General features: G+C 37.4%; 19 protein-coding genes and 1 tRNA gene. 12 read left to right on the top strand and 8 right to left on the bottom strand.

Going from position 1 to position 26,740, the window contains the following annotated elements:
* Positions 1 to 44: 44 nt before the first annotated feature.
* The 4 genes from RNZ47_RS10440 to RNZ47_RS10425 all read right to left on the bottom strand — a co-directional run bounded on the left by RNZ47_RS10440 (position 45) and on the right by RNZ47_RS10425 (position 3,856).
* Positions 45 to 722: an N-formylglutamate amidohydrolase gene (locus RNZ47_RS10440; RefSeq protein WP_311939689.1), complete on the bottom strand. Its 678-nt coding sequence runs from the start codon at positions 720 to 722 to the stop codon at positions 45 to 47.
* Complete coding sequence (locus tag RNZ47_RS10435) at positions 719 to 1,945, bottom strand: glutamate-cysteine ligase family protein (protein WP_311939687.1); 1,227 nt, start codon at positions 1,943 to 1,945, stop codon at positions 719 to 721. Before RNZ47_RS10435 ends, RNZ47_RS10440 begins: the two co-directional genes overlap by 4 nt.
* Before the next feature lie 2 nt (positions 1,946 to 1,947).
* Positions 1,948 to 3,393 (bottom strand): RimK family ATP-grasp domain-containing protein, encoded by a 1,446-nt coding sequence (locus RNZ47_RS10430; protein WP_311939685.1) that lies wholly within the window; start codon positions 3,391 to 3,393, stop codon positions 1,948 to 1,950.
* Positions 3,394 to 3,781: 388 nt separating this feature from the next.
* A tRNA-Pro gene (locus RNZ47_RS10425) sits at positions 3,782 to 3,856 on the bottom strand.
* A gap of 299 nt (positions 3,857 to 4,155) precedes the next feature.
* Here RNZ47_RS10425 and RNZ47_RS10420 point away from each other — a divergent pair.
* Together RNZ47_RS10420 and RNZ47_RS10415 are read left to right on the top strand one after the other, a co-directional pair.
* Positions 4,156 to 6,003: a sulfatase-like hydrolase/transferase gene (locus RNZ47_RS10420; protein WP_311939683.1), complete on the top strand. Its 1,848-nt coding sequence runs from the start codon at positions 4,156 to 4,158 to the stop codon at positions 6,001 to 6,003.
* Between the two features lie 7 nt (positions 6,004 to 6,010).
* The gene (locus RNZ47_RS10415) at positions 6,011 to 7,576 is read left to right on the top strand and encodes a sulfatase family protein (RefSeq protein WP_311939681.1); all 1,566 of its coding nucleotides are present in this window, start codon (positions 6,011 to 6,013) and stop codon (positions 7,574 to 7,576) included.
* 156 nt (positions 7,577 to 7,732) lie between these two features.
* Here the strand turns inward: RNZ47_RS10415 and RNZ47_RS10410 are convergent, their stop codons facing one another.
* From RNZ47_RS10410 to pflB, 3 genes are all read right to left on the bottom strand, one after another.
* A complete protein-coding gene (locus RNZ47_RS10410; RefSeq protein WP_311939679.1) occupies positions 7,733 to 9,001 on the bottom strand; it encodes an L-lactate MFS transporter in 1,269 nt (422 codons plus the stop codon).
* A gap of 36 nt (positions 9,002 to 9,037) precedes the next feature.
* A complete protein-coding gene (pflA, locus tag RNZ47_RS10405) occupies positions 9,038 to 9,751 on the bottom strand; it encodes a pyruvate formate-lyase-activating protein (RefSeq protein ID WP_311940573.1) in 714 nt (237 codons plus the stop codon).
* Positions 9,752 to 9,865: 114 nt separating this feature from the next.
* Positions 9,866 to 12,091, bottom strand: a complete 2,226-nt coding sequence (gene pflB, locus RNZ47_RS10400; RefSeq protein ID WP_311939676.1) for a formate C-acetyltransferase — start codon at positions 12,089 to 12,091, stop codon at positions 9,866 to 9,868.
* Positions 12,092 to 12,543: 452 nt separating this feature from the next.
* Here pflB and RNZ47_RS10395 point away from each other — a divergent pair, with 452 nt between their 5' ends.
* Positions 12,544 to 14,313 carry an AMP-dependent synthetase/ligase gene (locus RNZ47_RS10395; RefSeq protein WP_311939674.1) on the top strand — a complete coding sequence of 590 codons (1,770 nt, stop codon included), beginning with the start codon at positions 12,544 to 12,546 and terminating at the stop codon, positions 14,311 to 14,313.
* 21 nt (positions 14,314 to 14,334) lie between these two features.
* Here the strand turns inward: RNZ47_RS10395 and RNZ47_RS10390 are convergent, their stop codons facing one another.
* A complete protein-coding gene (locus RNZ47_RS10390) occupies positions 14,335 to 15,318 on the bottom strand; it encodes a glycosyl hydrolase family 18 protein (protein WP_311940571.1) in 984 nt (327 codons plus the stop codon).
* Positions 15,319 to 15,505: 187 nt separating this feature from the next.
* Here RNZ47_RS10390 and RNZ47_RS10385 point away from each other — a divergent pair, with 187 nt between their 5' ends.
* The 9 genes from RNZ47_RS10385 to RNZ47_RS10345 all read left to right on the top strand — a co-directional run bounded on the left by RNZ47_RS10385 (position 15,506) and on the right by RNZ47_RS10345 (position 26,713).
* Positions 15,506 to 15,955 carry a MarR family winged helix-turn-helix transcriptional regulator gene (locus RNZ47_RS10385; protein WP_311939672.1) on the top strand — a complete coding sequence of 150 codons (450 nt, stop codon included), beginning with the start codon at positions 15,506 to 15,508 and terminating at the stop codon, positions 15,953 to 15,955.
* 10 nt (positions 15,956 to 15,965) lie between these two features.
* Complete coding sequence (locus RNZ47_RS10380; protein ID WP_311939669.1) at positions 15,966 to 18,374, top strand: 3-hydroxyacyl-CoA dehydrogenase/enoyl-CoA hydratase family protein; 2,409 nt, start codon at positions 15,966 to 15,968, stop codon at positions 18,372 to 18,374.
* A gap of 117 nt (positions 18,375 to 18,491) precedes the next feature.
* Positions 18,492 to 19,682, top strand: a complete 1,191-nt coding sequence (locus tag RNZ47_RS10375) for an acetyl-CoA C-acyltransferase (protein WP_311939667.1) — start codon at positions 18,492 to 18,494, stop codon at positions 19,680 to 19,682.
* A gap of 105 nt (positions 19,683 to 19,787) precedes the next feature.
* Positions 19,788 to 21,590 (top strand): acyl-CoA dehydrogenase FadE, encoded by a 1,803-nt coding sequence (locus tag RNZ47_RS10370; RefSeq protein ID WP_311939664.1) that lies wholly within the window; start codon positions 19,788 to 19,790, stop codon positions 21,588 to 21,590.
* A 107-nt stretch (positions 21,591 to 21,697) separates the two neighbouring features.
* Positions 21,698 to 22,441 (top strand): nuclear transport factor 2 family protein, encoded by a 744-nt coding sequence (locus RNZ47_RS10365; protein ID WP_311939662.1) that lies wholly within the window; start codon positions 21,698 to 21,700, stop codon positions 22,439 to 22,441.
* A gap of 34 nt (positions 22,442 to 22,475) precedes the next feature.
* A complete protein-coding gene (locus tag RNZ47_RS10360; RefSeq protein ID WP_311939660.1) occupies positions 22,476 to 23,810 on the top strand; it encodes a M28 family peptidase in 1,335 nt (444 codons plus the stop codon).
* Between the two features lie 47 nt (positions 23,811 to 23,857).
* Entirely contained in the window at positions 23,858 to 25,510 is a 1,653-nt protein-coding gene (locus RNZ47_RS10355) for a M1 family metallopeptidase (RefSeq protein WP_311939658.1), read from the top strand.
* Positions 25,511 to 25,515: 5 nt separating this feature from the next.
* The gene (locus tag RNZ47_RS10350; RefSeq protein WP_311939655.1) at positions 25,516 to 26,088 is read left to right on the top strand and encodes a YdeI/OmpD-associated family protein; all 573 of its coding nucleotides are present in this window, start codon (positions 25,516 to 25,518) and stop codon (positions 26,086 to 26,088) included.
* A gap of 76 nt (positions 26,089 to 26,164) precedes the next feature.
* Entirely contained in the window at positions 26,165 to 26,713 is a 549-nt protein-coding gene (locus RNZ47_RS10345; protein ID WP_311939653.1) for a PepSY domain-containing protein, read from the top strand.
* Positions 26,714 to 26,740 lie beyond the last annotated feature (27 nt).

Here is a 26,740-nt window from a genome sequence, read left to right as displayed (position 1 = left end):
TTAGACAGCCTCTTTTTTTCGACTGAGATACAGGGTTTGAAATGTTAATCCAATTCCTTTAAGGCCTTATACAGAGCTTGTTTCAGTTTTAAATCCATAACGCTATTGTTTGCATATTTTTGATTCACTTCTATCTCAATGCCTAAATAATCAGTAGGGCTTTGTTTTCTCAAATAGGTCGTAAAGCCATCAGCTTTTCCCAAATACGGGTAATTGAATCTTATATTTAAGTTAGCTTCTTGCCTTAAAATTTGGACTTTAAGCTGTTTGCAAAATTGTTTTTCGGTTTTTTTTTGAGAATCATAAAGCAAACCAATATCACAGTTCCTTCTGATATTGTTTAAAACCGGTTTAAAGCTATGAATGGATAAATGAAGTACAGAATCGCCATTTTCAATATAAGTTCTTATGGTATTTTCAACAGCGGTTCTGTATGGCAAATAATGTGTTTTTATGATTTCAGCTTTTTCATTTCGAGGCAAGCTTTTTGTGAATTCTGAAAACAAGTTTTTATGATGACGTGAACGATTAAGTTCCACCAACAAACGAGACGTGGTGCTGAAATATGAAGCATCGGCCAATGGTTTTAAAGTTTGAAACAGATCCAATACACCCAAATCAAAACCACGATGTGTTTTTAAAACGTCTTTATTTTTGAAATATGCGCTATAAGCTTCAGGAATTTCATTTCCACCGTGCTCACAAGTTAAAACAAGTTTCACGGCTTAAATAACGTATTGGTTTTTAAACACTTTTGCATGTCGCGATACACCGAAACAATGTGGTTTTCAGACGTGTCATTACCAACGGCTTTTAATAAACGCGTTGCCAAGGTGCCTTCCTCTAAAATCAGTTCAATAGCTTCGTGATGCGATTTATGCAAAGTCGATTTTACGCTTTGGTATAAATGTTTCCAAACGTCTTTTACTGATGCAGTCGGCTTCAAATTGAATAATTTTAAATAGGCTTCATCTTCAATTACAGAATCTTCACCATGTTTTATCGCATCATTTAAAATAGTGAATAGGGCTTCTTTTATCCAGCTCTTTTGCTCTTTTAAAACAGCAAACTCTTTTTTAACCAATGCTTTTAAAACTTCAATAATCAAAGCGCAAATGGCAATATCGGCTTTTGGGCTTTCTTGAATATCCACCAATCGAATTTCGATGGCATTACGGTCAAAACGTGCAATAGCGCCTCGGGAATTTAAAAAATGCTGGTCTAAAATCTTATTTTTATCATAAGGTCTGATGGCCTTTTTTATAGGTTCGAAAATGGTTGCGTGATAATCTAATTTAGAAAACACCCGTTCCGGAATTACCAAACCTGTTAACTCAGGTATTTCCTTTTGGTTGGTTTTGTAAAACTCCAATCGCGTGTCTTTAAACCCTGTAATTTTCCCTTCGAGAATTGGCGAACTCGCACAAAGCCCCGGTAATAATGGCAATATTATCCGAATGGCTGCATGCAGTTTTTCAAATTCCTTATCGTCGTAAAAAGGTAAGTTAATATGTGTGCTTTGTACGTTGCTCCAACCATGACCTTTACAGTTGAAAATAGTATTATAAAGCGCATAAACCTCACTATAACTGTGTTTCCAGAGTTGTGTATCTGTATTTGGATTCATTAAAGGATGCGAAGCCGAACCTAAAAGCTGAAGATTTAGAGGTTGTAAAAGCGCATCAATTTCCAAAATATTAGCGTGAAACTTCTCCGCTAAATCGTCCGTGTTTTCTGTAGGACCATTGGTTTTTAGTTCTATAACATGGGCTACAAGTTCGTTGCTCCAAGCAATGTCTCCATTTTCAACATCTGCTTTTAGCTCGCCAGCTTTTTTGGTGAGCAGCTCATCTACCTGTGGTGCAACTTTAAAAGTATCTTTATTTACAAGCATATATTCGAGTTCGATACCGTAAACGTCGAATAAGTGAAATGGTTTTTTCATGTTTAGTCCAGTCGTTTTTTTAATGCTGATAGAATTTCGGTATAAACCAAATCGCCATAATGTGCATCTTCTACACCAAAATCAATATTTGGGTTGTCGTTGATTTCTATCACCATCAGTTTACCATCTACCACTTTAATATCGATGCCATAAAGCCCTAATCCCATTAATTTAGCAGATTTCAATGCCATATCAATAACGTTTTTCGGAACGTCTTCAATGGGCAAACAATCGGCATCGCCATCTTGTTCGTTTTTGTCGGTTGCCTTCCAGTTATAAATCTGCCAATGGCCTTTAGCCATGTAATATTTACACGCGTAAAATGGTTTGTTATCAATAATCCCAATGCGCCAATCGTAGTCTGAAGGACAAAATTCCTGAGCAATGATCAAGTCGGATTCTTTTAGCATTTCAGTAACCAAAGCATCGTATTCTTCTTCCGTTTTTGCTTTTTTCACACCAAAAGAAAAGGTAGAATCGGGTGCTTTTAAAACACAGGGTAATCCTGTTTGTTCTAAAACCGAATTGCGATTATTGCTATGGACGATAACGGTTTTTGGCGTAGCAATATTGGCGTTATTTAAAGCTTCGGCCATATAAACCTTGTTACAGCATTTTAAAATGGCATCAGGATAATCGATAATGGCGATACCTTCTTGCTGTGCTTTTCTGGCAAAGGTGTAGGCCTCGTTATTCACTTCGGTGCTTTGTCTTAAAAATAAAGCATCAAAAGAAGATAAACGTGTTAAATCTTTGGGTTCAATGATTTCGGCATAGATATTCATTTTTTCCGCAATATCCACAAACTTTTTTAAAGCTTTCGAATTGCTTGGAGGCGCAGCATCGTTCGGGTTTACCAAAATCGCTAAGTCGAAATCGTAATTATTTACTTTTGCCGTATCGTAACGTTTTTTTGCAAAATACTCGTTTGCAAATTCGTGTACACTTGGGATGTGGTCTTTAGGAATTTCAGATTCTGCAATCGCCTTAATACTTTGTACATTCCACTTTGTTGTATGGTTAAAGTTTACACGTAAAAATGGCACTTGAAAATGCTTGTAAAAAAGCGCGCTCAACGCTTTATATTTTTGTGCCACGTTTTGCCCAAAATAAATACTCAGGGTAAAATCTTGCGACTTGATATTTTTTAGGCTTTGCTGAATCACATCATCAAATTCATCGGAAACAATTCTAACCAGTTTTAAAGCTTTTAAATCCACAATGTTTTTAGTGGTGGGAATTGGTAAATGCCCCCTGGCTTCAGCCAAAAGCGATACGTAATACCCTTTAGATTGATACGAGTAATTCTTGCAGAGATTGAAAATTCGTGCGTTTTTTATAAGGGAATACTCGGGATTAGTAAGATAATCCTGAGAGGAAATTACTGTAACATTATCAGTTGAAAAATTCCATTTTTCAGGCTGATTTACAACAATGTATTTGTTCATTTCGAGCGCACTGCGCTTTTAAAAATTTGCGCAAATGTATATTATTTTTTGATTGCTTTTACAAAGTGAATTTAATAATTTTCAGTGGTTTATGGTGATTTGTTTATCTATTTTCTAAAAAGACTTTAGCTTGAAAAACGACACGAGATGTTTGAAAGAAACAGAAGCAGAATTTAACTAGTGAACAGCCTTTGGTTTGGGGGAATTTGGATAATGAATGAATTCGTTAATGAAAGCTAAATCGCTTCAAAATCAGATATAATACTAGTTGTAATAATTAGCATACCTTGAATATGCCTTTAAATAGAATTATATGAAATCAACAACAAATCAAATCATTGAAATCATATAATTACCTATTTAATAATGTCAATTGACACCTATTTAGTCGGGATGACAGGATTTGAACCTGCGACCACACGGCCCCCAGCCGTGTACGCTAACCGGACTGCGCCACATCCCGAAAATCGACTTCAAAAATACTAAATGCTTTTTTTACTGCAACATTATTATTAAAAAATTAAACCCAAATTCAAACTATTTTAACAATTTCGGAAAACGGTTTATCAAATCGCAACATGTATTAACCCAAATAACGCATCATTAACAGCAAGTAACCACTTCAATATAACTAAATTACCCCTTGAGCGATTTACAAAACTCAACAAATTTGCCTTATGTACCAATAGCCATGTTATTGGTCTAAAAAAACATGACATTAATTTATATTATTTTTAAATTTAAAGAGTTACTAAATAGACCATGAAAATCAATTTCATTTTTCTTCCAAATAAAATACAGCTCAGTTTACTTTTAATAGGGATTAGTTTGCACTGTTTTACCCAAACCAAACCCAATGTTATTGTTATTTATACCGACGACCAAGGCGCTATAGATTTAGGTTGCTACGGTGCCTCAGATATTTATAGTCCAAATATTGATAAGCTTGCAAAACAAGGCACGCGCTTTACCCAAGCTTATGTGGCAGCTCCTGTTTGTGCGCCATCAAGAGCGGCATTGTTAACTGGTAAATATCCGCAAAATGCTGGCGTGAACGGTAACACTTCGCACGTTCCGAATTCGCATGGTATGCCAAATGATCAATACACGCTTGCCGAACTATTTAAAGACAATGGTTACAAAACGGGACACATTGGCAAATGGCACTTGGGCATGAGTGCAGAAACGTCGCCAAATGCTCAAGGTTTCGATTATTCTTTCGGGCATTTAAGAGGTTGTATTGATAACTATTCGCATTACTTTTTTTGGGCTGGTCCCAATGTCCACGATTTATACGAAAATGGAAAAGAAGTGTTTTACGACGGCGAATATTTTCCTGATTTAGCTTCGGATAAGGCTTTAAAATATGTTGAAGACCATAAAGAAATACCTTTTTTTATGTACTACGCCATCAACATGCCACATTATCCGTATCAACCCACCGATAAATGGCGAAATTATTATAAAGATGTTGAAAAACCTAGAGGTGATTATGCCGCTTTTATTTCAACCATCGACGAACGCATAGGCTTTTTAATGGACAAATTAGAAACACTCGGAATACGGGATAACACCATAATTGTTTATCAATCCGATAATGGCCATTCAACCGAAACACGTGCCTTTAATGGCGGCGGAAATCCCGGGCCCTATCGCGGTGCAAAAAGCAGTTTGTTTGAAGGCGGCATTAGGCTTCCTACAATATTAAGTTGGACAAACAATTTACCTCAAAACGTTGTCAATAATGAGTTTTTTATGAATATAGACTGGTTGCCAACACTAGCGACACTTTGCGGTTTTAATAACTTACCTAAAGATGTTGATGGCTTGGATTTATCTGAAATGATTAAAACACCAAACTCCGTTTCACAACGAACAGAAGCTTTCTGGAAATACGGCAATCAATGGGCCGTTAGAAACAACAACTGGAAACTTATGGGTTACCCTAAAGACACTTCAAATAAAGGCAAATTAGATTTGGAACAGGACGCTCTATTTCTTTCTAATTTAGATGATGATATTTCAGAAATAAAAAATTTAGCAACCCAATATCCCGAAAAGGTTGAAGCACTTAAAACCAAATTTCTAGCCTGGGAACACGGGTTTGAAACCGATATTCCTAAAAAAACAAAACCTTTAAATCACCTTGGAATAAACGGTGAAATAAAGGCGACAACCGAACTTGATAACCGATATAAAAATATTGAGATTTTAATTGACGGAAAACGAGGTTATTTAGATTATGGTTCTGGACAATGGATTGGACAAGAAGGAAATGATTTGGAATTTATTTTAGATTTGAATGAAACGAAGACCATTTTAGAAGTGGCTATTGGCTATTTACACAATCCTTCAAATTGGGTGTTTAGTCCAAAGTTTTTCGAAGTTGCTTTTTCCAATGATGGCGTAAATTTCAGTAAAACCATGCAATCTGAAATTTCAAAAACAATCAATAACAAACATAATTTTACCGATACCCTTTCCATGAGCACAAACGAAAAAACCAGATATATAAAATTGACCATAAAAAACATAGGCGACATTCCCGAAGGGCACATTGGCGTTGGTAATTTATGTTGGTTTTTTATAGATGAAATCATAATAAAATAGTATAGAAATGCAAAAAACCACACATCATATCACGATAGCATTAATTGGAATATTTTTACTATTTAGCTGTAAATCTGAAGAAAAAGAAACCGTAACAAAACCAAATATTCTGTTCATCATGTCGGATGATCACACCTCACAAGCATGGGGCATTTACGGTGGTATTTTGCAGGATTATGTTCAAAACAAAAACATTAAACGATTGGCTGAAGAAGGTGTGGTTTTAAACAATGCATTTTGTACCAATTCCATTTGCGTACCAAGCAGAGCCAGTATTCTTACGGGACAATTCAGTAATAAAAATGGCGTTTACACCCTAAGTGACGCCTTAAATCCCGATAGTTTAAACATTGCCAAAGTGCTGAACAAAAACGGCTATCAAACGGCCATTATTGGAAAATGGCATTTAAAAAAAGAACCTTCTGGTTTCGATTATTACAACATTTTGCACGACCAAGGTCGGTATTGGAACCCTATTTTAAGAACTGCTGAAAATTTTAACAAAGCACCTGAAGCCTGGGATGTGCACGAAGGGTTTTCAACCGATGTGATTACACAATTATCCGTGGATTGGCTGGACAAAAGAGACCCAAACAAACCGTTTATGCTTATGACGCATTTTAAGGCAACGCACGAGCCTTTTGATTTTCCTGAACGTTATAACAATTTGTATAATGATGTTGAAATTCCAGAACCAGCTTCATTATTTGACTTTTCGCCTAAAACAACCGGACGGAGCTTTGTTGGCCAAAAATTAGAGAATTTAGCATGGAGATACGAACAAGCCTCAAACGATCCCGAAAAATGGTGGTGCAAATATCCCGGTTTGCCTTTTTACACCAATGAGATGGACAGCATAACTGCCCGTAAAGCAACCTATCAAAAGTTTATTAAAGATTTTATGCGTTCCGGGGCAGCCATTGATGATAATATTGGAAAGCTTTTAGATTATTTGGAAGCTTCAGGTTTAGCCGAAAATACCATAGTAATTTATACCGCAGATCAGGGTTATTTTTTAGGCGAACACGGTTTTTTTGACAAACGCTTAATTTATGAAGAATCGCTCCGTATGCCTTTTGTAATTCGGTATCCCAAAGAAATTACTGCCGGAAAACGTTTAGACGATATTATTTTAAACATCGATTTTCCAGCATTGTTTGCTGATTATGCGGGTATTGAAAAACCTAAATCCTTTCAAGGCCAAAGTTTTCGCAAAAACTTAAAAGGCGAAACCCCTGAAAATTGGAGAGCATCGGCTTATTACAGATATTGGACCAATCACACAATTCGGCCTGCGCATTTTGGAATTAGAAATAAACGATACAAACTAGCCCTTTTTTATGGCCATTCTTCAGACATGACAGGTTCTTCAAAAGAAAACACCACACCTGCTTGGGAATTTTATGATTTAGAAAAAGACCCCAACGAGAATTACAATGCGTATAACGATTCTGCTTATTCAGAAATCATAAAAGACATGAAAGTTGAGTTAAAAAAACAGCGACAAACTTATGGTGATACCGATGTGCAATATGAACCGCTTCAAGATATTTTTAATTCGTACTGGAAGTAAAGCTCGCTTTTTTTAAAATGGAATTTGAGAACGCTCAGCTTTAGGTTTATCAACTATTTTTATGATTAGTTACGCATAAATTTTAAGCGCTATTAACAACAAAAAGTACCTTCAATAAAAATGAAAGTGCTTTTCTCTTCAAATAAATAATAAAGTTTAGACAAACTTTATGCTTTTTTCTATTTTTTCGTCCATTACCTTATAGGCTTTGTTTACTGTTCTTTTCATTAATAGCGAAACAAATAAGGCTATCATAAATAAGCCCGCAAAGACTTCTAAAGTGGTATCCAATGAGCCTGTTGTGTTTTTAACCCAATCGTAAATTGTAGGGCCAACAACACCAGCTAATGCCCAAGCTGTTAATACCATGCCGTGGATTGCACCTAATTGTTTTGTGCCAAATAAATCGCCCAAAAATGCTGGTAAAGTTGCAAAACCGCCACCATACATGGTAATTACGGTAAACAAAACGACTAAGAATGTTAATTCCATGGAAATTTTTGGTAAGAAATAAAACGCCAATATTTGGAAGGCGAAGAATATAATATAAGTGTTTGCGCGTCCTAAATAATCTGAAAGACTAGACCATAAAATGCGTCCTACGCCATTAAATACACCTATTAAACCAACAATGGCTGCGGCTTCCATGGGTGTGTAATTTAATTTTTCCTGCATCATTGGGCTTGCTGCAGATATGATGGCGATACCACATGCTATGTTTATAAACATCATTATCCAGATGTAATAAAAACGAGAAGTCTTTAATGAAGCATTGGCATCAATGTTAGAAATATCGGCTTTTATGGTTTTACCTTCACCGGGTTTAAAACCGTCTGGTAAATAGCCTTCTGGCGGTCTTTCAATATATCTGGCAGAAGACAATATTAAAATCATATAAATAATTCCTAAAATATAAAAGGCATTGGATACGCCAACAGCATCAAATAGCGATTGCATAACAGGGCCGAAAATTAAGGCCGCAAAACCAAACCCCATAATGGCCATTCCTGTGGCCAAACCACGTCTGTCTGGAAACCATTTTACCAATGTGCTAACAGGTGTTATGTAGCCGATACCCAAACCAATACCGCCAATAACGCCGTAACAGAGGTAAAACAGCCATAAAGATTCCAATTGAACCGCTAAACCGGAACCTAAAATACCTACGCCATAAAAAATCCCTGCTGTGGTACCACTTATTCTTGGTCCTACTTTTTCAACCCAGCGCCCCAAAAATGCTGCGGATAAACCTAACAATAAAATGGCGATTTTAAAGGCCCATTTAATAACGCTGCCATCAACATCAAAAATATCTTTTACGGGATTTGTCATTACCGAATAAGCATAAACAGATCCAATTGAAATATGAATCCCAACAGCCGAAGCAGCAATTAACCAACGGTTTTTTAGTTTTTGTGTTTGCATAATTTTTACAATTTAAGTGTCCGTTTTAAAACACTTTTAATTAATCTTTACTTCTTTAAAATAATTTTTCAATAAGTCTTGGGCCGCTTGTAATTCTTCTTCGGTGTTTTCGCGAGCATCCTTAAGCTCATAATCCCATCCCAAAGCTTCCCATTTATGGATGCCTAATTTATGATACGGCTGAATTTCAATTTTTTCAATGGTTTTATAGTCTTTGAAATGATTCCCCAAAGCATGCAAAATTTCCGGGTTACTGGTAATTTCCGGAATTAAAACATAGCGCAACCACATTTTTTTACCTGAATTTTCTCTGTGCTTTGCTAGATTAAAAGCAATTTCCTTTACAGGTTTACCGGTGATGTATTTATAACCCGATTCCGTCATGTGCTTGATATCCAACATGATTAAATCCGCATAATCGTCTAATAATTCTTTTGAAAAATGATTTAATATTCTACCATTGGTATCAATATTGGTGTGGATGCCTTCTTCTTTCAATCTTTTAAAAAAAGGAATTAATACTTTTGATTGCAATAAAGGTTCGCCACCAGAAACGGTAACACCGCCTTTTTTTCCGAAGTACGGTTTCATTTTAAGCGCCATTTGCACCAACTCTTCAATATCATATTCTTTACCTCCCGAGGTTTCAATAGAATCTGGATTATGGCAATACAAGCACTTTAATTTGCACCCTTGCAAGAATACGATAAAGCGTATTCCGGGGCCATCGTGAGTCCCGAAAGATTCGATGGAGTGTACTCTTAATATGTTTTCGGCTGTTTTGATGACTTTAAGGTTTTAATTAAGCACCTGAATAAAATTGACTAACCCATTATTCAGGTGCTTTCAAAATATTAATAATAACTACATAGATTCGTGAAAAGAACGTGTAATAACTTCAAGTTGCTGCTCTTTGGTCAATCTTACAAAGTTTACAGCGTAACCAGAAACACGAATGGTTAATTGTGGATATTCTTCCGGGTGCTCCATAGCATCCAATAAGGTTTCCTTATTCAAGACATTCACATTAACATGTTGTGCATTTCTTGAGAAATAACCATCAAGAATAGTTGCCAAATTCTCTATTTGATCGGTTTTGTCCGCGCCCAAAGATTTTGGTACAATGGAAAAGGTGTTTGAAATACCGTCTTGAGAATCTTCATAATCAATTTTGGCCACCGAGTTTAACGATGCAATCGCTCCGTTAGAATCGCGCCCGTGCATTGGGTTTGCCCCAGGTGCAAACGGTACACCTTTAGCTCTTCCATCTGGTGTTGCCCCGGTTTTTTTACCATAAGACACATTTGATGTAATAGTTAAAACAGACATGGTTGGCTCAGCGTTTTTATAAACCGGTAGTTGCTTTAATTCGTTGTTAAAATCGGCAACCGCAGTTGCTGCTAAGGCATCTACTCTATCGTCATCATTACCATAGTAAGGGAATTCGCCCTCAACTTTAAAATCAACCGTTAAACCATCTTCATCTCTAATGGGTTTTACCTTGGCATGTTTTATGGCCGAAAGTGAATCTGCCACTATCGATAAACCGGCAATACCATAAGCAATATCGATGTTGGGATTGGTATCAATTAAAGCCATTTGCGCTTTTTCATAATAGTATTTATCGTGCATGTAGTGAATAATGTTCATGGAATCATTATAAACACGTGCCACTTCTTTCATGGCTATTTTGAAGTTGGCCATGACTTTATCGAAATCCAAATACTCGCAATCGCAGGCTTCAATACCGTTTACGATTTGTACCCCGGTTTCTTCGCAACGACCACCATTTATAGCCAACAATAAGGTTTTGGCTAAATTGGTACGAGCTCCAAAGAACTGAATGGATTTTCCTAATTCTTGATACGACACACAGCAGGCAATTCCGTAATCATCAGAGCCTCTGCTTTTTCGCATTAATGCATCATTTTCAAACTGAATTGAAGACGTGTCAATCGATACTTTAGCACAGTAATCCTTAAAGTTCTGCGGTAAATCTTCAGACCAAAGAATCGTCATATTTGGTTCTGGTGATGGCCCTAAATTGTATAATGTGTTTAAAAAACGAAACGATGTTTTGGTTACTTTCGTCCTGCCGTCTTCAAACATGCCGCCAATAGCTTCGGTTACCCAAGTAGGGTCGCCTGCGAATATATCGTCGTAAGCGCCCATTCGTAAATGGCGCACCATGCGTAATTTCATTACAAATTGATCAATGTATTCTTGGGCTTCTTCTTCGGTAATTACACCGTCTTGCAAATCGTTTTCAATATAAATATCTAAGAAAGTAGATACATTACCCAATGACATGGCTGCACCGTCCTGCTCTTTTACGGCTGCCAAATACGCCATGTAAGTCCACTGTACCGCTTCTCTAGCGTTTTCTGCTGGACGCCCTAAATCCAAATTGTATTTAGCGCCAAGGGCAATCATTTCTTTTAAAGCCCTTATTTGCTCTGAAACCTCTTCGCGTAAACGAATTGCAGCTTCAGTCATAGGGCCGGTAATATTTTCTAAATCTTCTTTTTTGGCTTCAATTAAAAAGTTGATGCCGTAAAGTGCCACACGACGGTAATCGCCAATAATTCTTCCACGTGCGTAATTATCGGGCAAACCTGTTAAAAATCCCAAAGAGCGGTATTTTTTAATCTCGGTTGTGTAAGCATCAAAAACACCATCGTTATGGGTTTTAACATATTTTGAAAACAATTCGGTTATGGCCTCATTGGGCTTTACACCTTGCTCAGCCAGTGCTTTTTGTACCACTTTAAAACCACCAAAAGGCTTCATGGTTCTTTTAAGTAGCTCATCGGTTTGCAAGCCAACAATCACTTCGTTTTCCTTATCGATATAACCCGCATTAAAGGCGCTAACTGTTGAAATGGTTTCGGTGTCCACACAGCGTACCCCATTGTTTTGTCTTTCTTCCTTGGTGGCTGCTTTACAAACTTCCCATAACTTTTGGGTTTTTGCACTTGGTCCCACCAAAAATTCGTGTGTGCCGTGGTAAGGCGTAATATTATTTATAACAAAATTTCTTACGTTGACTTTTTCAGTCCAAATCCCGTTTTTAAATTGCTTTACTTCCATTGTTTTATTTTATTAATATGTTGTAAAATCTATGTGTCTTTTAAATCCCCAAAGGTAGCTACCACAGTTAATTATAAAACTGACATTTGTCATTAAACGCCCTAAAAACAAGGTGGTTTAAGCGTTTTTATTTACGAAAACGTTTGAAAAAATATCTTTAAAAAACAAAAATTTCAGTGTTTTAATCCAAACATAAAACTTACTTCAACGGAAGCTCGATTTCCATTGTTTTTAATATAAGAAGTTTAAGATTTTTATGCATTATTCGTAATAATTAAAAAACTATATCAATTTTTTTAAGCTTTTCTCGATTTTTCTAAAAATTAAATATGTTTATGACAAAAACATGGTTTTTATTTTAACTGTCAACCCATTTATATGGTATTTACTTTGTGTATTTGAAAATCACATTTAATTTCTTACTTTGCGAGACTACTAAGTACACATAGCAAATGACAGAGATTACACGAATTTTCGATTTTCCATATTATCAACTAGAAAAATATAATTTAAAAAAGGCATTTACCACTAAATACGATGGCGAGTGGAAGTCAATTTCATCTCAAGAATACGTAAATCAAGCGAACACGGTTAGCAGAGGATTGTTAAAATTAGGGGTAAAACCAAATGATAAAATTGCGGTAATTTCGTCCACCAATCGCACCGAATGGAATATTTTGGATATTGGCATTTTGCAAATTGGCGCTCAAAACGTTCCCATTTATCCTACGATTTGTTCGGAAGATTACGAGTATATTTTAAATCATTCTGAAGCCATGTATTGCTTTGTATCGGATGCTGAAATTATTAAAAAGCTTAACGCCATTAAAACCAATACCAAACTTAAAAACGTGTATACTTTTGATGAAGTTTCCGGTGAAAACAACTGGAACGAAGTGTTAAAGCTAGGTGAAGATCACACAAACCAAAATGAAGTTGAGGATAGAAAAAAAGCGGTTAAATCCAACGATTTGGCTACCTTGATTTATACGTCCGGAACCACCGGAAAACCTAAGGGCGTAATGTTGTCGCACAGCAATTTAGTTTCAAATGTTTTAGATAGTGAAAAACGTGTACCCTTTGATTACGGCGAATCGAAATCGTTGAGTTTTCTTCCGGTTTGCCACGTTTTTGAACGTATGATTTTATACTTATACCAATACTGTGGTGTAGAGATTTATTTTGCCGAATCTATTGAGGCCATGGGCGACAATCTTAAGGAAATTAAACCCAACGTCATGACGGCGGTACCGCGTTTATACGAGAAAGTTTACGACAAGATTATAGCCAAGGGCGCCGATTTATCGGGCATAAAAAAGATGCTTTTCTTTTGGGCGGTAGAGCTCGGTTTAAAATACGAACCCTACGGAAAAAATGGTTGGTGGTACGAAACACAGTTAAAACTGGCCCGAAAACTTATTTTCAGCAAATGGAAGGAAGGTCTTGGTAATAATTTAGATTTAATGGTTTCCGGTAGTGCAGCCTTACAACCTCGGTTAACACGCATATTTGCTGCTGCCGAAATGCCCATTATGGAAGGTTATGGATTAACCGAAACATCGCCGGTAATATCGGTAAACGACCAACGCGATAGCGGTTTTAAAATTGGAACCGTTGGAAAAGTGATTGATAATGTTGAAGTGAAGATAGCTAAAGACGGAGAGATTTTGGTTAAAGGCCCCAATGTGATGTTAGGCTATTATAAAGATGCCGAAAAAACAGCAAGTGTTATGACCGGTGATTATTTTCATACGGGTGATATTGGTGAATTGGACAGTGAAGGGTTTTTAAAGATTACCGATAGGAAAAAAGAAATGTTTAAAACCTCCGGTGGAAAATACGTAGCTCCCGCGTTAATTGAAAATCGTTTTAAACAATCGCGATTTATTGAACAAATTATGGTAATTGGAGAAGGCGAACGCATGCCGGCAGCTTTAATTCAAATTAATTTTGAGTTTGTTGAAGAATGGGCGAAACGACATAACATTAAATTCAGTTCCTCAAAAGACCTTATTGCCAACGAAACTTTACACGATCGTATTCAGGAAGAAATTGACGATGCCAACAAACATTTTGGCAAATGGGAGCATATAAAGAAGTTTGAAATTACACCAGATTTATGGACCATTGATGGTGGACATTTAACGCCAACCATGAAAATGAAGCGAAAAGCAATTAAAGAAATTTATAAAGATTTGATTGAGAAAATTTATAGATCGTAATTTTTTAAACTCTTATTGTCTTTAATTGTTACCACAAAGTCCGCTGGTTTTTACGCCTAAAGCGGTGTATTCATCGTGAATGGTTTTTAACAGCGAATAATTGTCAAAAGAATCTTGACCAAGTTCCCAAATCATTATGCCTCCAATAGCCTCGTCATAGGCTAAATTAACTTTAGATTTAATCGTTGGGATCCCATTATAAAACGTGGTTCCTACTTGATCTAAATGAGCATTATTTACATCATCTCTAACCATTTGATTATAAGTTACGGCATTAACGGTGTTAGCGTTAACAAAATTGTAGCCATAAAAAGGAACTCCTAGGGTGAGTTTTTCTGCAGAAATGCCTACGGTATTGTTCCAAAAGCGAATCCCTTCTTTTGAAAAATTAAGTGAACTGTGCTGCCCCGGGAATGAGGGCAACCACGGCCCTGTGGCATCATACGACATGATATTGATCATATCAAAAACCCGCAATGCAGCATCGGTAACATGGCTATATCGGGTATGTGGAAAAGCAGCGGTAATTAATTTGTTATGTGCATTTAAAGCAGCATCCAATTCTATCACAAAATCGCTGTAACCTGAAGTTACATGGTTCCACTCCAAATCTACATCAACACCATCTAAATTGTTATCCAACACAAAATTTACAATATTTGAGATAAATGCAGGTCGGTTTGCAGGAATATCAATTAAATCGGACCAATTTGTGGTTTGCTCAACAGTTAAAGCACCACCGGCCAAAGAAACACAAATAATTATATTTGGATTTGCCTGTCTTGCATCCATAACTACTTGGGTAACCGATTCTATGATAACATTCCCGTCTTTATCAGGATTTGCAAAAGCCAGATTCAAATGGGTAAGCTTACAATATTCAATTTTATCACTCAAAGCAAACCTATAATAAGGTAAATACCCCACTACCATCGCTGTTCTGCCATCTGTTTTCGGGCCGTCGTCTTTAGGTACATCGTCTTTACTGCACGACACCACAAACATAAGCACGGTAAAAAAAGTAAAATTCTATTTTTCATTCAAATTTCTTTTGGCAGCGTAAAAAACCAAAGATATTATATTATGGTACAAATTACTAAAAGTTGCGTTTTATGCTTGGTATTCAATTTTATCAAATTTATTATGCGTGCATAACAAATTTTTTATATATTTGAGCACCAACTACTCTCAAATGAAAGACAAAACGATTGATTACGTGTTAAGAACCACATGGTTAACTGTTCAAAAAATGTACAACGAAGAGGCCTCAAAGTTTGATGCTACCATGGCAGTGGCCTTTACATTATTGAGCATAGACCCTGTTGATGGGACACCTTCAACCGCTTTGGGGCCTAAAATGGGAATGGAAGCTACGAGTTTATCGCGCATATTAAAAACCATGGAAGTTCGTGGTTTAATTGAACGGAAATCAAATCCGAATGACGGCCGTAGCGTACTCATTCATTTAACCGAGTTTGGCAGAAAAAAAAGAGACTATTCCAAAGAGAAGGTCCTCACCTTTAACGAAGCCATTAAAGGAAATATTTGTGAAGAAAAACTAAAGAATTTTTATGAGGTTGCCGAATTAATCAATGAGATGGTAGCCAATAAAAAAATATACAATCAAAACAACGATAAGTAGAAAAAACACCATGAGCAAACGTAGAATAAAAAAAATAGCCATTATAGGTTCAGGTATTATGGGAAGCGGTATCGCTTGTCATTTTGCCAATATTGGCGTTGATGTTTTATTATTAGACATTATTCCAAGAGAACTTACCGATATCGAAAAAGCCAAAGGCTTAACTTTGGAGGATAAAATTGTTAGAAACCGATTAGTTAACGATGCCTTGGCGGCTTCAATAAAATCGAAACCTGCACCGCTTTACCATCCTTCTTTTAAAAATCGAATTACCACGGGAAACCTTGAAGACGACATTGCTAAAGTTGCAAATGTAGATTGGATTATGGAGGTGGTTGTTGAGCGTTTGGATATTAAGCAACAGGTTTTCGAAAAGCTTGAAAAACACAGAACTCCAGGTACGTTAATTACTTCGAACACCTCTGGAATTCCAATAAAGTTCATGAGCGAAGGGCGAAGTGAAGATTTCCAGAAGCATTTCTGTGGAACACACTTTTTTAACCCTGCGCGTTACCTGAAACTATTTGAGATCATACCAGGGCCTAAAACAGATGCGTCTGTGCTAGAATTCTTGAATGGTTATGGAGAGCAATTCTTAGGAAAAACTTCGGTAATCGCTAAAGATACGCCGGCATTTATTGGGAATCGAATCGGGATTTTCAGTATTCAAAGTCTATTTCACGCTGTTAAGGATTTAGATTTAACTATTGAAGAAGTCGATAAATTATCGGGGCCGGTAATTGGTCGTCCAAAATCGGCAACCTTCAGAACTGTTGATGTTGTGGGATTGGACACTTTGGTTCATGTGGCCAACGGCATTAGGGAAAACTGTCCGAAAGATGAGCGTTTAGAGTTATTTGAATTGCCAGATTTCATCAACAAAATGGTGGAAAACAAATGGTTAGGAAGCAAAACCGGACAAGGTTTTTATAAAAAAGTAAGAAAAGACGATGGATCTTCAGAGATTCTATCACTAGATTTGAATACCTTAGAATATCGTTCAGCCAAACGCGCAAAATTTGCCACTTTAGAATTAACTAAAACCGTAGACAAGGTTGTTGACCGTTTTAAAATTCTAGTAAAAGGAAAAGATAAAGCAGGCGAATTTTACCGTAAAAGTTTTGCTGCATTATTCGCTTACGTTTCAAATAGAATTCCAGAAATAACGGATGATTTATACAAAATCGACGATGCCATGAAAGCTGGTTTTGGCTGGGAACATGGTCCATTCCAAATTTGGGATGCCATTGGTTTGGAAAAAGGCATTGAATTAATGAAAGCCGAAGGACTTGAACCCAACACATGGGTTAACAATATGTTAGCCGCTGGGTGCACCTCTTTCTATACAGTAAAAAATGGTGCAACCTATGCCTATGATATTCCTAAGCGATCTCATGAAAAAATTCCTGGTCAGGATGCATTTATTATTTTGGATAACATCAGAAAATCGAATGAAGTCTTTAAAAACTCAGGCGTTGTTATTGAAGATTTGGGCGACGGCATTTTAAATGTAGAATTCCAATCGAAAATGAATACCATTGGAGGCGATGTTTTAGCCGGTTTAAATAAAGCGATTGATTTAGCCGAAAAAGATTTTGCGGGATTGGTAGTTGGTAATCAAGCTGCAAATTTCTCAGTTGGTGCAAACATTGGCATGATTTTCATGATGGCTGCCGAACAAGAATATGACGAGTTAAACATGGCTATAAAATATTTCCAAGACACCATGATGCGTATGCGTTATTCTGCCATTCCAACCGTTGCCGCGCCTCATGGCATGGCACTTGGTGGCGGCTGTGAGTTATCGATGCACGCCGATAAAGTGGTTGCTGCCGCCGAAACTTACATCGGATTGGTTGAGTTTGGAGTTGGTGTCATCCCTGGTGGTGGTGGCTCAAAAGAAATGGCTTTAAGGGCCCAAGACACTTTTAGAAAAGGCGATGTGCAATTAAATGTGTTACAAGAATATTTCTTAACTATTGGTATGGCTAAAGTGGCAACTTCGGCTTACGAAGCTTTCGATTTGGGCATTCTTCAAAAAGGAAAAGATATCGTAGTTGTTAATAAAGACCGCCAAATTGCGGTTGCCAAACAACATGCGAAATTAATGGCAGACATGGGTTACACCCAGCCTGTAAAACGCACTGACGTTAAAGTACTTGGTAAACAGGCTTTAGGTATGTTTTTAGTGGGAACCGATGCCATGGAAGACAGTAATTACATTAGCGAACACGATAAAAAAATCGCTAATAAATTGGCCTACGTTATGGCTGGTGGCGATTTATCCGAACCTACTTTGGTTAGCGAACAATACCTTTTGGATTTAGAACGAGAAGCCTTTTTAAGTTTATGTACTGAACGTAAAACTTTGGAAAGGATTCAACACATGTTAACTAAAGGAAAACCATTGAGAAATTAGAAGCCCATCCAAACCTTCCCAAAGGGAAGGAGATATAGCGCTCGAAAAATAATGAATAACAAATAAAAATACCCGTAAAAATTTCTTCCCTTTTGGGGAAGCTAGTAGGGGCTTATTATGAAACAAGCATATATAGTAAAAGCATACAGAACCGCCGTGGGCAAAGCACCAAAAGGCGTGTTCCGTTTTAAAAGAACAGACGAATTAGCTGCTGAAACCATTCAGCACATGATGAAAGAGCTACCGGATTTCGATACAAAACGTATCGACGATGTTATTGTTGGTAACGCGATGCCAGAAGGTTCGCAAGGTTTAAACATGGCTCGATTTATCTCATTAATTGGATTAGATAGTGTGGATGTTCCTGGTGTAACAGTAAATCGTTTTTGTGCTTCAGGCATTGAAACTATTGGTATTGCAACCGCAAAAATTCAAGCTGGTATGGCCGATTGTATTATCGCAGGTGGCGCAGAAAGTATGAGTGCTGTTCCGATGACAGGCTTTAAACCGGAATTAAATTACGATACCGTAAAAGCGGGTCATGAAGATTATTACTGGGGCATGGGAAACACGGCCGAAGCTGTTGCCAATCAGTTTAAGGTGTCTCGTGAAGATCAAGATGAGTTTGCATATAATTCACACATGAAAGCCTTAAGAGCGCAAGCCGAAGATCGTTTTCAAGACCAAATTGTTCCTATTGAAGTAGAGCAAACCTATATAGACGAAAATGGTAAAAAAGCCACGAAATCTTACACGGTTACCAAAGACGAAGGACCACGAAAAGGAACCAATCTTGAAGCATTGGCAAAATTACGACCTGTATTTGCACAAGGCGGAAGTGTTACAGCTGGAAATTCGTCACAAATGAGTGATGGTGCTGCATTTGTAATGATTATGAGCGAAGACATGGTAAAGGAATTAAATCTTGAGCCCATAGCAAGACTTGTTAATTATGCCGCTGCAGGTGTGGAACCACGGATTATGGGAATTGGTCCCGTAAAAGCCATTCCAAAAGCATTGAAATTAGCTGGTTTAAAACAAGACGATTTAGCACTTATAGAACTAAACGAAGCCTTTGCTTCACAATCTATAGCCGTTATTCGTGAGTTAAACTTAAACCCGGATATCATTAACGTAAACGGTGGTGCCATTGCACTTGGTCACCCGCTTGGATGCACAGGCGCAAAACTCTCGGTACAGCTTTTTGATGAGATGCGTAAACGAAACATGTCAGGCAAATACGGAGCTGTAACCATGTGCGTTGGTACCGGTCAAGGTGCTTGTGGGATATTTGAATTTTTGAATTAAGAATATAGACGAATAGAGTCTAGAATCTAGACTAATTAAACATATTATAACAACAACACACAGTCTAGAATCTAATGTCTAGCTGTCTAGAATCTAAAAATAACAATGGAAGCAAAAGAAAAAGACCTATTAAGAGGCGGACAATTCCTAGTAAAAGAAACTAACTGCGAAGACGTATTTACGCCAGAAGATTTTTCGGAAGAACAAAACATGATGAAAGAAGCGGTTATGGAATTTAACGACCGCGAAATTATTCCTCACAAACCACGCTTTGAAGCAAAAGATTTTGCTTTAACCGAAGAGGTTATGCGTAAGGCCGGAGAACTCGGTTTTCTGGGTGTTGCCGTTCCCGAAGCTTACGGTGGCTTGGAAATGGGCTTTGTATCCACCCTATTGGTTTGCGATTATATCTCTAGTGGCACAGGTTCTTTTAGCACCGCATTTGGAGCGCATACTGGTATTGGCACCATGCCAATCACGCTTTATGGCACCGAGGAGCAAAAACAAAAATACGTACCTAAATTAGCTACGGGAGAATGGTTTGGCGCTTATTGTTTAACCGAACCCGGAGCCGGTAGTGATGCCAATTCCGGTAAAACCACAGCAACCCTATCCGAAGATGGTAAAAGTTATAAAATCAACGGACAAAAAATGTGGATTTCAAACGCCGGATTTTGTAGCTTAATGATTGTTTTTGCGCGTATAGAAAACGATAAAAACATAACAGGTTTTATTGTAGAAAATGATGCGAGCAACGGCATTACCATGGGCGAAGAAGAACATAAATTAGGTATTCGTGCCTCATCTACGCGTCAGGTATTCTTCAACGATACGGTTGTACCTGTTGAAAACATGCTCGCCGGTCGTGGTGAAGGCTTTAAAATAGCGATGAATGCCCTAAATGTTGGCCGTATAAAATTGGCAGGCGCTTGCTTGGATTCGCAACGCAGAATCTTAACAACAGCTGTTCAGTACGCCAACGAACGCAAACAGTTTAAAACACCTATTTCGGAGTTTGGTGCCATTAAAGTAAAATTAGCTGAAATGGCCACCAGTGCCTATGCTGGTGAATCGGCAACTTATCGCGCCGCAAAAAATATTGAGGACCGCATTGCTTTGCGAGTATCGGCCGGAAACACACATCAAGAAGCAGAGCTTAAGGGTGTTGAAGAATACGCTATTGAATGTTCCATACTAAAAGTTGCCGTTTCCGAAGATGTTCAAAATGCAGCAGATGAAGGCATTCAAATTTTTGGAGGCATGGGATTCTCAGAAGAAACCCCAATGGAAGCTGCTTGGAGAGATGCCCGTATCGCCCGTATTTACGAAGGCACCAACGAAATTAACAGAATGCTTTCAGTAGGTATGTTGGTTAAAAAAGCCATGAAAGGACACGTAGATTTGCTTGGGCCAGCGCAAGCCGTACAAGAAGAATTGATGGGCATACCATCGTTTGAAACACCGGATTATTCCGAGTTGTTTTCAGAAGAAAAAGAAATGATTAAAAAGCTTAAGAAAACATTCTTAATGGTTGCTGGTGGAGCGGTACAAAAATACGGTCCGCAATTAGAAGACCACCAACAATTATTAATCGCCGCCGCCGATATATTGATTGAAATTTATATGGCTGAATCTGCAATTTTAAGAACAGAGAAAAACGCAAAGCGCTTTGGCGAAGAAGCGCAATCTGTTCAAATCGCCATGTCTAAATTATATTTGTATCATGCGGTTGACATTATTGAAGAAAAAGGAAAAGAAAGCATCATTTCGTTTGCCGAAGGTGACGAACAACGTATGCTTTTAATGGGTCTTAAACGCTTTACAAAATACCAGAACTATCCGGATATCGTAGATTTACGTAACGAAATAGCTGAAAAAGTAAAGACTGAAAATAAATATTGTTTTTAGTATTCTAAAAACATTGTGTGACTAACTCAAATGAGAAAAGCGCTTAAGAATTAATTTTCTTGAGCGTTTTTTTATTTTACTATCTTTAGAACATCAATCAACTTGCAATGAAACTAAATCTGTTTATTTTATTCATTTTATCCCTTTCGGGTTATTCGCAAACCCATACAAAATCACTGAGTGAAAAGCTATCTGAAAACATGGTTCAAAAACACATTGAGCCTTTTAACAATAGAGATTTAGATGAATTTGGTAACGCTTTCGACAACGGTGTTTTAGTAAGCCGATTTCCTAATGACACCATGTATTTTGGGCGCGATAAATTAAAGGAAAACTATGCCCATTTCTTTCAAAAAAACAAGAAATCAAATGTAAAAGTGCTTAACCGCATGGTGTTAAACAACATCGTAATCGATGAAGAATTAAGCACTGTAAACCATGCAACCAACAGGCATGTTACCATTTACAAAACCGGAAAAGAAGGTATAAAATCGATGACCTTTATCAATAACGCAAAAACAACCTCAAATCCGGAAGCCATAGTAAACAAACAATTGGAAGCCTACAACAAACGGGATATCGATGCTTTTGTCAACACCTATTCAACCGATATAAAACTGTACAAATTCCCCAACCAATTAATTTCAGAAGGACAAGATGCGATTAAAAAACAGTACGGATCGATGTTTGCAAAAACCTCCGATTTAAATGCCGAAATTGTAAACAGAATGGTATTGGGCAACAAAATAATTGATAAAGAAAAAGTTACAGCCAACGGTAATATTTTTTACGCTATTGCCATTTACGAGGTTAAAAACGAGAAAATATATAGAGTAACATTTATTCAATAACCACCTATAAAATTAATTTACACCAAAGACTAATATGAAAGTTCTAATCACATTTGGGTTTTGCTTTTTAACCATTACTTCCATTTCGCAAACCCATCAAAAAATCTATGACATTATTGATGCGGTATCGGCAGACCGCATTCAAAAAGATATCCAAACCCTAGTCGATTTTGGTACACGAAACACCTTTAGCGACACCCTTTCCGAAACACGTGGTATTGGTGCAGCAAGACGTTGGATTAAATCTGAATTCGAATCCATTTCAAAAGATTGCAACCATTGTTTAGAGGTTTTTTATCAAAAAGATTTTGTAACCAAAAAAGGAAACCGTCGCGTGCCTCACGATGCTTGGGTGGTTAATGTTGTGGCTGTCCAAAAAGGCACAAAATACCCCAATCGCTATGTTATTATGAGTGGTGATATTGATTCGCGTGCCAGCGACACGATGGATTTTACAACCGATGCGCCCGGAGCAAACGACAATGCCTCTGGTATGGCAGGCACCATTGAAGCGGCTCGGGTTTTATCACATTACAAATTTGAGAACAGTATTGTTTATGTTGGGCTTTCGGGCGAAGAACAAGGGCTTTTTGGCGGTGCTGGATTGGCAAAATACGCGAAAGAAAAAGGTTGGGATATTATTGGCGTTTTAAACAACGATATGATTGGAAACATCAAAGGCGTTGATGGCGTAATTGACAATAGAACCTTTAGAATTTTCTCCGAGCCTACGCCTCCAACCGAAACCGAACGTGAAAGAAATGCACGTCGTTTTTACGGTGGCGAAGTCGATGGCATTTCACGCCAATTGGCTCGATACATCCATAAAACCACAAAAACCTATATGCCGGAAATGAACCCGATGATGGTGTACCGATTGGATCGATTTGGTCGTGGCGGACATCACAGGCCGTTTAACGACTTGGGTTTTGCGGGCATCAGGATTATGGAAGCCCACGAAAACTACACCCAACAACATCAAGATATTCGCGAAGAAAACGGCATAAAATATGGCGATGTCATCGAGCATGTTAATTTTGAGTATGCCAAAAAACTAACTGCGGTAAACGCTATAAATATGGCGAGTTTAGCCGCTGCACCTCCACAACCAAACAATGTGGCCATTGGCGGTATTGTACAGCCATCGGTAAAGTTTAAATGGGATAAGGTTGATGGCGCCATAGGTTATAAAATTTATTGGCGAGATACCACATCGCCTACTTGGGACCATAGTCGCTATGTTGGAGATGTTTCAGAATTTACTTTAAATGGGATAGTTATTGACAATTACTTTTTTGGTATCGCTTCCGTTGGAGAAAACGGTTTTGAAAGCGCAGTGGTTTTTCCAAACAAAATATTTAGAGATTGAACTCGTTTAAACTTCTTTTTAATTAATTTTAAGCAAAATTTAAACTCATGAATTACGGCTTCCGATTACTAATAATCTTTTTAATATTTCCGTTTGTTTCAGTTGAAGCACAAGACATATCTTTAGAAAAACATCAATTTACAAGGCAAGATACCTTACGCGGAAGCATTACACCCGAACGTTCTTGGTGGGATTTAACCTATTATCATTTGGATATAAAAGTAAATCCGGAAGAAAAATCCATTAAAGGAAAAAATACCGTTCAATATAAAGTTTTGGAGAATCATACCGTGATGCAAATCGATTTGCAACCGCCTTTAAAACTCACAAAAGCTACTCAAAACGGAAAAGATTTAAACATAAAACACGACGGAAACGCGCATTTTATCACACTAATCGACAATCAAAACATAGGCGATATTAATAATGTAACCGTGTATTACGAAGGCGTACCAAGGGAAGCTATTCGTGCGCCTTGGGATGGTGGTGTATCTTGGAAAAAAGATACTAATGGCAACCATTTTATAGCCACATCCTGCCAAGGTTTGGGCGCGAGTGTTTGGTGGCCAAATAAAGACCACATGTACGATGAAGTGGATAGCATGCTCATCAGCGTGAACGTACCAAAAGATTTAATGAACGTGTCTAACGGCAGGTTACGACTTGTTGAGCGCATTGGCGATACCAAAACCTTCCATTGGTTTGTAAAAAACCCTATCAATAATTACGGTGTTAATATGAATATTGGCGATTACGTTAACTTTTCCGAAGTTTACGATGGCATGGCAGGAAATTTAGACATGGATTATTACGTATTGCGCGATAATCTTGAAAAAGCCAAAATTCATTTTAAAGACGCCCCAAAAATGATGGAAGTCTTCGAGCATTGGTTTGGGCAATATCCGTTTTATGCCGATGGTTTTAAACTGGTTGAGGTGCCGTATTTGGGCATGGAGCACCAAAGCTCTGTAACCTACGGCAATCAGTACAAAAAAGGGTATTTGGGCAACGATTTATCGGGAACCGGTTGGGGTTTAAAATTCGATTTTATCATTATCCACGAAGCCGGCCACGAATGGTTTGCCAACAGCATTACCAATAAAGATGTTGCCGATATGTGGATTCACGAAAGTTTTACATCCTATTCAGAAAACCTGTTTCTGGATTATTATTACGGAAAAGAAGCTTCGGCAGATTACGTTATCGGCACCCGAAAAAACATTGTTAACGACAAACCCATTATTGGGAAGTATTACGGTGTAAATAAAAAAGGATCGGGCACAGATATGTATTACAAAGGCGCCAATGTGTTGCATACCTTACGACAGCTTATTGAAGATGATGAAAAATGGCGTCATATTTTACGTAAAATGAACGTAACGTTTTACCATCAAACGGTAACCACGCAACAAATAGAAAACTTTCTATCGAAAGAAACCGGTATCGATTTAACCGAATTTTTCAATCAGTATTTAAGAACCACGAAAATCCCCACTTTAGAATATGAGATTAAAAATAAAGAACTAAAATACCGTTGGACCAATATTGTTGATGGTTTTGACATGCCCATTCAAGTTGAAATGGAAAATGATGCGCAATGGCTGTTTCCGAAAGCAGATTGGAAAACGATGGCTTTAAAGACTAATAACCCGTCTTTAATTGTGAATAGAAATTTTTACGTTGAAGCAAAAAAGCTTTAATCTCCATGGAACTCCCTGAGCTTTATTTTAAAACCGATATAGAATGGCGCGAATGGCTACACCAAAACCATAGCACGGTAAAAGGCGTATATCTTATTTTTTATAAAGTTGAAAACAAAGAAGCTTCAATGCGGTGGGAAGACGCCGTAAAAGTGGCACTTTGTTATGGTTGGATCGACTCAACCGTAAAAAGTTTGGGCAACGGAAAACGGCGGCAATACTTTACACCGCGAAACCAAAAAAGTGTGTGGAGCGCTTTAAACAAAAGATATATTATTGAATTGAAAGCTTCAAATTTAATGCATCAAAGCGGTCTTGAAATAATTAAAATCGCAAAACAAAATGGGTCATGGACGGCCTTAGATGATGTTGAAAATGAGGTGATTCCAAAAGAACTTCAAAACGCATTCAATAAAAACAAACAAGCGTTTAACCATTACAAAAACTTTGCACCGTCTTACAGAAAGGGGTATTTGTATTGGTTAAACCAAGCGAAAAGAGAGGCTACAAGAGAAAAACGCATAGCAGAAATTATACGACTTTGCGAATCAAATATTAAAGATAGAGGCGGTTGGTAATAAGTTTCTTAACAACTCTTTAAGAATAAACGTGTTTTAATTTCTTATTTTCGGCAGCTTTAAATCTCCTGTTTTTTTGAAAGCAAAAACCAAAACATTAGCAAAACAATCTAGAATTTACCGAAAACTGCATCGGTTTGTTGCGGTACCGTTTGTTGTGTTTATGTTTATAATGGGAGCTACAGGTTTGCTTCTTGCTTGGAAGGACCAACTTCAATTTAAACCCAGCACCCAAAAATCTATAGCCAATAATCGGGATTTAATTTCTTTAGATGTCATTAAAAACAATGCGGTTGCATATATTGAAAAAACGAATCTATCGTCTGAAATCAACAGAATTGATTACAGACCCAATAAAGGCACAGCCAAAGTACGTTTTGAAAATCATTTTACGGAATTACAAATAGACTGCTACTCGGGTCAAATTATTTCTGAAAAACAACGGACAGCAGATATCATCGAGATGATTCATGATGGCTCTATTTTAGATTACCTGTTTAAAAACCAATCCAAACCAGTAAAACTTTTTTACTCGTCGGCAACCTCATTGGCGCTAATATTGCTGTCTTTTAGTGGTTTTTGGTTATGGCTCAAACCCCGTCAAATAAAAAAAATAAAGAGCTAAATTAAGTTTAAAACATATACAGTTCGT

This window comes from Hwangdonia seohaensis, from assembly GCF_031932625.1.
Classification (GTDB): Bacteria; Bacteroidota; Bacteroidia; order Flavobacteriales; family Flavobacteriaceae; genus Hwangdonia; species Hwangdonia seohaensis.
The sequence above is the reverse complement of the archived record's forward strand: the minus strand, read 5'-3'. Positions and strand labels throughout refer to the sequence as shown.

What these genes read in the sequence shown, in the direction of transcription:
- RNZ47_RS10420 (WP_311939683.1), top strand. Translation starts at nt 4,156, where the DNA reads ATGAAAATCAATTTCATTTTTCTTCCAAATAAAATACAGCTCAGTTTA.
- RNZ47_RS10435 (WP_311939687.1), bottom strand. Translation starts at nt 1,945, where the DNA reads ATGAAAAAACCATTTCACTTATTCGACGTTTACGGTATCGAACTCGAA.
- RNZ47_RS10355 (WP_311939658.1), top strand. Translation starts at nt 23,858, where the DNA reads ATGAATTACGGCTTCCGATTACTAATAATCTTTTTAATATTTCCGTTT.
- RNZ47_RS10415 (WP_311939681.1), top strand. Translation starts at nt 6,011, where the DNA reads ATGCAAAAAACCACACATCATATCACGATAGCATTAATTGGAATATTT.
- RNZ47_RS10385 (WP_311939672.1), top strand. Translation starts at nt 15,506, where the DNA reads ATGAAAGACAAAACGATTGATTACGTGTTAAGAACCACATGGTTAACT.
- RNZ47_RS10350 (WP_311939655.1), top strand. Translation starts at nt 25,516, where the DNA reads ATGGAACTCCCTGAGCTTTATTTTAAAACCGATATAGAATGGCGCGAA.
- RNZ47_RS10380 (WP_311939669.1), top strand. Translation starts at nt 15,966, where the DNA reads ATGAGCAAACGTAGAATAAAAAAAATAGCCATTATAGGTTCAGGTATT.
- RNZ47_RS10375 (WP_311939667.1), top strand. Translation starts at nt 18,492, where the DNA reads ATGAAACAAGCATATATAGTAAAAGCATACAGAACCGCCGTGGGCAAA.
- RNZ47_RS10365 (WP_311939662.1), top strand. Translation starts at nt 21,698, where the DNA reads ATGAAACTAAATCTGTTTATTTTATTCATTTTATCCCTTTCGGGTTAT.
- RNZ47_RS10390 (WP_311940571.1), bottom strand. Translation starts at nt 15,318, where the DNA reads ATGTTTGTGGTGTCGTGCAGTAAAGACGATGTACCTAAAGACGACGGC.
- RNZ47_RS10410 (WP_311939679.1), bottom strand. Translation starts at nt 9,001, where the DNA reads ATGCAAACACAAAAACTAAAAAACCGTTGGTTAATTGCTGCTTCGGCT.
- RNZ47_RS10395 (WP_311939674.1), top strand. Translation starts at nt 12,544, where the DNA reads ATGACAGAGATTACACGAATTTTCGATTTTCCATATTATCAACTAGAA.
- RNZ47_RS10430 (WP_311939685.1), bottom strand. Translation starts at nt 3,393, where the DNA reads ATGAACAAATACATTGTTGTAAATCAGCCTGAAAAATGGAATTTTTCA.
- RNZ47_RS10360 (WP_311939660.1), top strand. Translation starts at nt 22,476, where the DNA reads ATGAAAGTTCTAATCACATTTGGGTTTTGCTTTTTAACCATTACTTCC.
- RNZ47_RS10370 (WP_311939664.1), top strand. Translation starts at nt 19,788, where the DNA reads ATGGAAGCAAAAGAAAAAGACCTATTAAGAGGCGGACAATTCCTAGTA.
- pflB (WP_311939676.1), bottom strand. Translation starts at nt 12,091, where the DNA reads ATGGAAGTAAAGCAATTTAAAAACGGGATTTGGACTGAAAAAGTCAAC.